At 60.7% G+C, this 5,987-nt stretch carries 6 protein-coding genes and 1 pseudogene; all 7 read right to left on the bottom strand.

Annotation, left to right across the window (positions count from 1 at the left end; all coding sequences use genetic code 11):
• Positions 1 to 283, bottom strand: a 283-nt coding sequence (locus H6B10_RS11885) for a DUF3795 domain-containing protein (RefSeq protein WP_204651803.1), incomplete at its 3' end; no start/stop codon positions are given.
• A 39-nt stretch (positions 284 to 322) separates the two neighbouring features.
• Positions 323 to 1,357: a M42 family metallopeptidase gene (locus H6B10_RS11880; RefSeq protein ID WP_204651804.1), complete on the bottom strand. Its 1,035-nt coding sequence runs from the start codon at positions 1,355 to 1,357 to the stop codon at positions 323 to 325.
• 193 nt (positions 1,358 to 1,550) lie between these two features.
• Positions 1,551 to 1,754, bottom strand: a complete 204-nt coding sequence (locus H6B10_RS11875) for a hypothetical protein (RefSeq protein WP_204651802.1) — start codon at positions 1,752 to 1,754, stop codon at positions 1,551 to 1,553.
• 89 nt (positions 1,755 to 1,843) lie between these two features.
• Complete coding sequence (locus tag H6B10_RS11870) at positions 1,844 to 2,287, bottom strand: aconitase X swivel domain-containing protein (RefSeq protein ID WP_204651801.1); 444 nt, start codon at positions 2,285 to 2,287, stop codon at positions 1,844 to 1,846.
• The gene (locus H6B10_RS11865) at positions 2,284 to 3,564 is read right to left on the bottom strand and encodes an aconitase X (RefSeq protein ID WP_204651800.1); all 1,281 of its coding nucleotides are present in this window, start codon (positions 3,562 to 3,564) and stop codon (positions 2,284 to 2,286) included. The genes H6B10_RS11870 and H6B10_RS11865 overlap by 4 nt, the downstream gene beginning before the upstream one ends.
• 12 nt (positions 3,565 to 3,576) lie before the next feature.
• The gene (locus H6B10_RS11860) at positions 3,577 to 5,637 is read right to left on the bottom strand and encodes an FAD-dependent oxidoreductase (protein ID WP_204651799.1); all 2,061 of its coding nucleotides are present in this window, start codon (positions 5,635 to 5,637) and stop codon (positions 3,577 to 3,579) included.
• 133 nt (positions 5,638 to 5,770) lie between these two features.
• A pseudogene (locus H6B10_RS11855) lies at positions 5,771 to 5,987 on the bottom strand (carcinine hydrolase/isopenicillin-N N-acyltransferase family protein); the annotation flags it as partial.

Genomic DNA, 5,987 nt, shown 5'->3' with positions numbered 1-5,987 from the left:
ATTCATCCAGACCGTTTGCTTGAATCAAGGCAAGGTTTTCCAGCATGCTCATGTGATATTTTGTGCGGTATCGTTTATCCAGCGCCTTCAGCCGTTTGCAGGGATATTGTGTACATTCAAAACAGAATGTCTTTTTGTTTTCGCACTTTTGAATGGAACAGTTCTGGCAGGCTTTTCTCTCACCGCCATGACCGCAGCCATGGCAGGCAAGGCCCTTGCCCTGATACGCCTGGCACAAGGCACAGTTCATCCCGCAAGGCGCCACAAGCTGTTGTTGGGTCATTCTTTTTCTCCTGACTGCCGTGCAGGCATGTTTGCGGTATCAGGCCAGTTCCAGATAAAGGGCCGCCAGATCCATGGTGGCACGCAGACCATCCAGATGGGTGCGTTCCATGCCGTGGGAGGCATGCACGCCCGGGCCGATGAGCGCTGCCCGGCAATCCATGCCGGAGCGCCAGGCGGCGCCCACATCCGAACCGTAGTGGGGGTAGATATCCACCGCGTAGTCCACGCTCTGCTCTTTGGCCAGCTGCACCAGCCGGCTGACCATGCCGTAGTCGTAGGGTCCGCCGCCATCCTTGGCGCAGATGGAGACCTGGTACTCGGTGCAGCTCAAGTCCTCGCCGATGCAGCCCATATCCACCGCCAGCAGTTCGTCCACCGTGGGCAGGGTGGCGCCGCCATGCCCCACTTCCTCATGGACAGTCAGAGTGAAATAGCTTTCGAACCGGGGGCGGGTGCCGGTTTCGTGCATTTGCCACAGCAGCGTCAGCAAGCAGGCGGCGCTGGCCTTATCGTCCAGGAAGCGGGACTTCACAAAGCCGCTTTCGGTGACGGTGGTCTTGGTGTCGTAGCAGACATAGTCCCCGGCAGCAATGCCCAGGGCCTGCACGTCCTCCTTGCTGTGCACCTTCTCGTCGATGCGCACAGCCATGTTTTTCTCGTCCCGGGGGCGGGTGGCCGCGTCATCCTGCACATGGACCGACGGGGACAGGCTGAGCACCGTACCGGTGTACATCTTGCCTTCCCGGGTGTAGATGCGGCAATATTCACCGTCCAGGGTGGGCAGCAGCGGGCCGCCTACCGTGGTGACCATCAGCATGCCGTCGGCGGTGATGGAGCGTACCATCAGGCCCAGGGTATCCACATGAGCACAGAGTCCTACCTTGCGGCCGCTCTCCCGGCCGGGCACCGTGATCACCAGATTGCCCTTGTTGGTGCGCCGGGTGGCAAAGCCCAGTTCCCGGGCAATACCCTCCGCCACCGTGACCACTTTTTCAGTGTAGCCGGTGGGGCTGTCCTGCCCCAGCAGCTTTTGCAGCGTATCCACCAGGAAAGCCCGACGGGCTTCCAGCATCTTTTCCTCTGTCATGTTTCCCATCCTTTCTTTGCAATGCATTTTCTGACTCCATCTTACAAAAAACATTTTCCGTTTGCAAGGGGATGCTTCCGGAAAGCATTTATAGCCGGGCTATCCTGGAAGGCCGCGCTTCCCGGAAACAGCACAAAAAACCGCCCGCAGAAGTTTTTCTGCGGGCGGTTTTTGCTTTTTACAGCCAGATGTTATGTTCCAGACCTTTCAGCCTGGCTTTGTAGTCCCGGATCAGTTCCTCGGTGTTTTCGCCGTCGGGGAAGGTAACGAGATAATCCTCCCCTGCCTGATGAAAGCCTACAATCCCTGCCAGGCCCGCCATTTCGGCCACCTTGACGAGGGTGTGATAATCGTACTCCTGGGAACTGATCAAAAGATGCATGGGGGACGCTCCTTCCCGGAAATTTGCCGGCAGGACCGGCACAGGGTATTTTCTTTAGCGTACCACAAAGGTACCGCCCGGCGCAAGGGTCAATCCACCTGGACCACGCCGTTGTCTTTGACGGTGATGGTCATGCCGTCCTTCACATAGGCAAGGAAGTCCTCGCCCAGGCAGTCGATGACCGGCATGCTGATGTCGTCCAGCCAGACGGCGGCCAGCACCGAACCGGCAGCAGCCAGGGAGTCGATGGGGTTGGAGAACAGCAGGCAGGCGGGCTGGCGATTCATGGAACAGGCGCAGTAGAGCACCAGGCCGCCGGTGGTGGAACCGATGGTCTGGGGCAGGCAGAGGGCCTTGCCCGCCATGGGCTTGCCGTAAAGGTCGGGGTTGTTCTGGTCGCCGCAGGTAGCCTTTTTGTCCCCGAACTGCAGGGCTTTCTGGAAGGAAGCCAGGGTGTTCAGTCCCCCGTGGGAGACCAGGGCCGGGGCCGTCACACAGCCCGGGGCCACCACACGTCCTTGAAACTCTCTCATTTGCGGGGACCTCCTTTCGTGATCCGGTCCAGAATTTCCGCCTCGGTATAGTAACGGGCGGTGGTATAGGTACGCAGTTTGTTGGAGCAGGTGATCACCGGCATGGGCCCGCACAGGGGGTTGTTCATGTACATCAGCGGGCAGATACAGGAAAGGATCACGCCGGTGGCCGCCAGCCGGGGACCGTACTCGCCGCTTTCAAAGGCTTTCTTGACGCCGGGGGCGGTGGTGAACACCGTGGGGATGCACACCTTGCTGCGTCCGGCTTCTTTCAGGGCCGTTTCCAGCCGTTCGGTCCAGTCCTTCAGCTGCTGCAAGCTCAGGTGGGGGCAGCCCACAAAGCAAAGTTTGGGGGTGGCGTCGGGGTTCTTCCACACCAGGGGGTAGTTGTCCTTGACCCGCTGCAGTTCGGCGTCGTCGATCACATACTCTTTGGCGTCGGGCAGAATCAGGTCGGTGCCCTGTTCCCTGGCTTCGGGGGTCAGGCCGTCGATATGATAGAGCCCCACCGCGCCGTTGGAGGCGGTGGCCGCGCCGAAGTCTTTCAGGTAGGCGCAGGCCGCATCGTCCAGGTCATTGCCCAGCCATTTGTCTAGGCCCATGACGTAGGGCACATCTTCCATGACCTTCATGCCGATGGCAGAGCCCAGCAGCTGGGCTTCGGGTTTTTGGGTGGTTTCCACCCGGATGACCCAGCTGGCCTTGCGGCCCTCGTCGGTGAGCAGGCCGAAGTAGGGCACATACCCGGCCACCGAGCCCATCAGGTCCATAATGCCGGAGTTGCGGTTGCACCGGGCCCCCAGCACCGAGTTGGCATACACCACGGCGCTGGATTCCGCCCAGCTGAGCACATCCCCCTTGGCGGGGCGGTTGCCCTGCTGGTCCAGATAGCAGGCGCAGCTAAAAGCGTCCTCATTCATCAGGCCCAGCTGTTTCAGCTGATTCTCATAGAAATCCTGCTTGCTGTACATGAACTTTTTGAAAACCAGATTCTGCAGGAAATTGGCAGGTACGTTGGGGTCCAGGGGACGGGGGTCCACCGAGAATTTCTGCCCCGACACGGCGCCTGCCTCGATAAGCTGATTCATCAGATCATACACCGGGCCCAGGGCCTTGAGGCCGAAGGAGGTGACCAGGTGATTGTAGCGGGAGGTCACCGGCACCAGTTTTTCGGCGCCGAAGATCTGGCCGTACATGATCAGGGTCTTCATGACCTTGGCCATGGTTTCGCCTTTTTCGCCGTCCAGCATGGCCTGCTGTTCTTTTGTCAGTTCCATGGGGTTGCCTCCTTACAGTTTCATGCAGACATCCCACGCCCGCCAGATAACAGTGCGCAGGTTGCCCACCTTGTGGGCGTCGCCCACGATATGCACACGGCGGCTCTTGGGCGCCAGAGGTGCCGGGCGGTAGCCCACCGACAGAATGACCGAATCGGCAGGAATTTCCCGGGTGGCGCCGTTCTTATCGGCCACCACCACGCTGCCGTCGCGGATCTCTTTCAGGGAAGTTTCCAGGCAGACGGGCACCCGGTTGGTCTTGAAGAAGTCCCGCAGATAGCTGGCGTTGGCAAGGCAGACGCCGGTGACCGCAATGAGATCGTCCTTCATTTCCACGATGGTGGGCTGCTTGCCCTGGAGATAGAGATCATAGGCGATCTCGCAGCCGGTAAGGCCGCCGCCCACGATGACCACCTTCTCCCCTACGGGAGCGCGGCCCAGCAGGTAATCCACCGCCTGGATGCCCTTTTCGGCACCGGGCACCGGCAGGTTCACGGCCTTAGCACCGCTGGCCACAATGATCTCATCGGCCTGCAAGGCGTCCAGATCGGTGACTTCGGTGTTCAGCTTGACGGTCAGGTTGGGGTACTTGGTCAGTTCCCGGGCGTACCAGGCCAGCAGTTCCCGGTCCTTTTCCTTAAAGGAAGGGGCAGCCGCCGCCACAAACACGCCGCCCAGGGCGCCGGTCTTTTCGTACAGGGTCACGGTATGGCCCCGCTGGGCGCAGACCAGTGCGGATTCCATACCGCCGATGCCGCCGCCGATGACCGCAATGTTCTTTTTGCGATCCGCCGGGATGATGCGGTACTTTTTGGTCTGCATGGTGCGGGGGTCCAGGGCACAGCGGGCCATGCCACGGGTATCGGGCAGGGTCTGGGTGTTGGCGTGGCCCTTGTGGTGGGACAGGTTGAAGCAGCCGTTATGGCAGCAGATGCAGGGGCGGATATCCTCCATCCGGTCTTCCAGCAGCTTGGTGACCCATTCGCCGTCGGCCAAAAACTGCCGGGCCACGCCCATGGCGTCGATACGCCCTTCGGCGATGGCCTGGGCGGCCACGTCGGGTTCCATACGGCCCGCACAGACCACCGGGATATCCACACAGCTCTTGATGTGGGCCACATCCTCCAGGTTGCAGTTCTGGGGCATGTACATGGGCGGGTGCGCCCAGTACCAGGAATCGTAGGTGCCGTTGTCGGCATTGAGCATGTCGTAGCCGGCCTCCTGCAGATAGCGGGCGGCTTTTTCGCTTTCCTGCATATCCCGGCCGATCTCGGTGTAGTCGGTCTCGCCGGGCAGGGCGCCGTAGCAGAAATCCTTCACCTTGGACACGGCGCTGTACCGCACCGATACCGGGTAATCCGCCCCGCAGGCCGCCTTGATGGCCTTGACGATCTCCACCGCAAAGCGGTAGCGGTTCTCAAAATTGCCGCCGTAGGCGTCGGTGCGGTGGTTGGTGTATTTCATGGCAAACTGGTCCAGCAGATAGCCTTCGTGCACCGCATGGACCTCCACGCCGTCCACCCCGGCTTCCTTGCACAAAACCGCCGTTTTGGCAAAGGCTTCGATGATCTCCTCGATCTGGGGAACCGTCATCTGGGGGCAGGTGATCTCCGGCGCCCAGCGGGAAGGCAGCGGGCTGGGGCTGGCCAGCTGATAGTTGGTGTCCAGAATGGGCTTGGCCAGGGTGCGCAGCACGGGGTTCTTGTGCAGGGGCAGCACCTGGTCGGAAATGCCCCAGGACCGGCCCATACCCGCGGTGATCTGCACAAACAGCTTGGCGCCGGTCTGGTGGATCTCTTCCATGTAGGGTTTCAGTTCCCGGAACATCTTTTTGTTCTGGTAGAGCCACCGGCCGCCGATGGTGTCCCGGATGGGGGCAATGCCGGGGATGATCAGGCCCACGTTGTTGCGGGCCCGCTCCAGGAAGAAGTTGGCCGCTTCCTTGTCAAAATGGTTGGGCTCCATCCAGCCGAACAGCGAGGTGCCGCCCATGGGGCAGAGGACGATCCGGTTCTTGATCTCCACCTTGCCGATCTTCCAGGGGGTAAAAAGCGCTTCATAGGTTTGCTTCATGCCATCGCATCCTTTCTGTGCAGGGGCCGGCGGGGCCCGTATCAAAGGCCCGCCGGCCGGCAGCAGTTTCTATCCACAGTATACCATCCGCTCCGGCTCGACACAACGGAAACCGGGCGTATTTACCGAAGTTTTACCGGGCCAGAGAGAAGGTGAACACCGCGTTGGGATCGTCGTAGTTTTCGTTGGTGACCCACAGCACGGTTTTCTGGGTCAGGTTGTACACGGCGCTATGTACGGTGCAGCTGTTTTTGTCGTCGTTGTCCCAGCCGCGGCGGCCCACCGCCTGCAGAATATCCATGGCCGCCTGCTCGTCCGCCACCACGCCGTCTGTGGCCTGCAGTTCCTGG

The sequence above is a fragment of the Gemmiger formicilis genome, assembly GCF_016901605.1.
In the GTDB taxonomy this organism is placed as follows: Bacteria; Bacillota; Clostridia; order Oscillospirales; family Ruminococcaceae; genus Gemmiger; species Gemmiger formicilis_B.
This window is presented reverse-complemented; position numbering and strand designations above follow the sequence as displayed.

What these genes read in the sequence shown, in the direction of transcription:
- H6B10_RS11875 (WP_204651802.1), bottom strand. Translation starts at nt 1,754, where the DNA reads ATGCATCTTTTGATCAGTTCCCAGGAGTACGATTATCACACCCTCGTC.
- H6B10_RS11880 (WP_204651804.1), bottom strand. Translation starts at nt 1,357, where the DNA reads ATGCTGGAAGCCCGTCGGGCTTTCCTGGTGGATACGCTGCAAAAGCTG.
- H6B10_RS11865 (WP_204651800.1), bottom strand. Translation starts at nt 3,564, where the DNA reads ATGGAACTGACAAAAGAACAGCAGGCCATGCTGGACGGCGAAAAAGGC.
- H6B10_RS11870 (WP_204651801.1), bottom strand. Translation starts at nt 2,287, where the DNA reads ATGAGAGAGTTTCAAGGACGTGTGGTGGCCCCGGGCTGTGTGACGGCC.
- H6B10_RS11860 (WP_204651799.1), bottom strand. Translation starts at nt 5,637, where the DNA reads ATGAAGCAAACCTATGAAGCGCTTTTTACCCCCTGGAAGATCGGCAAG.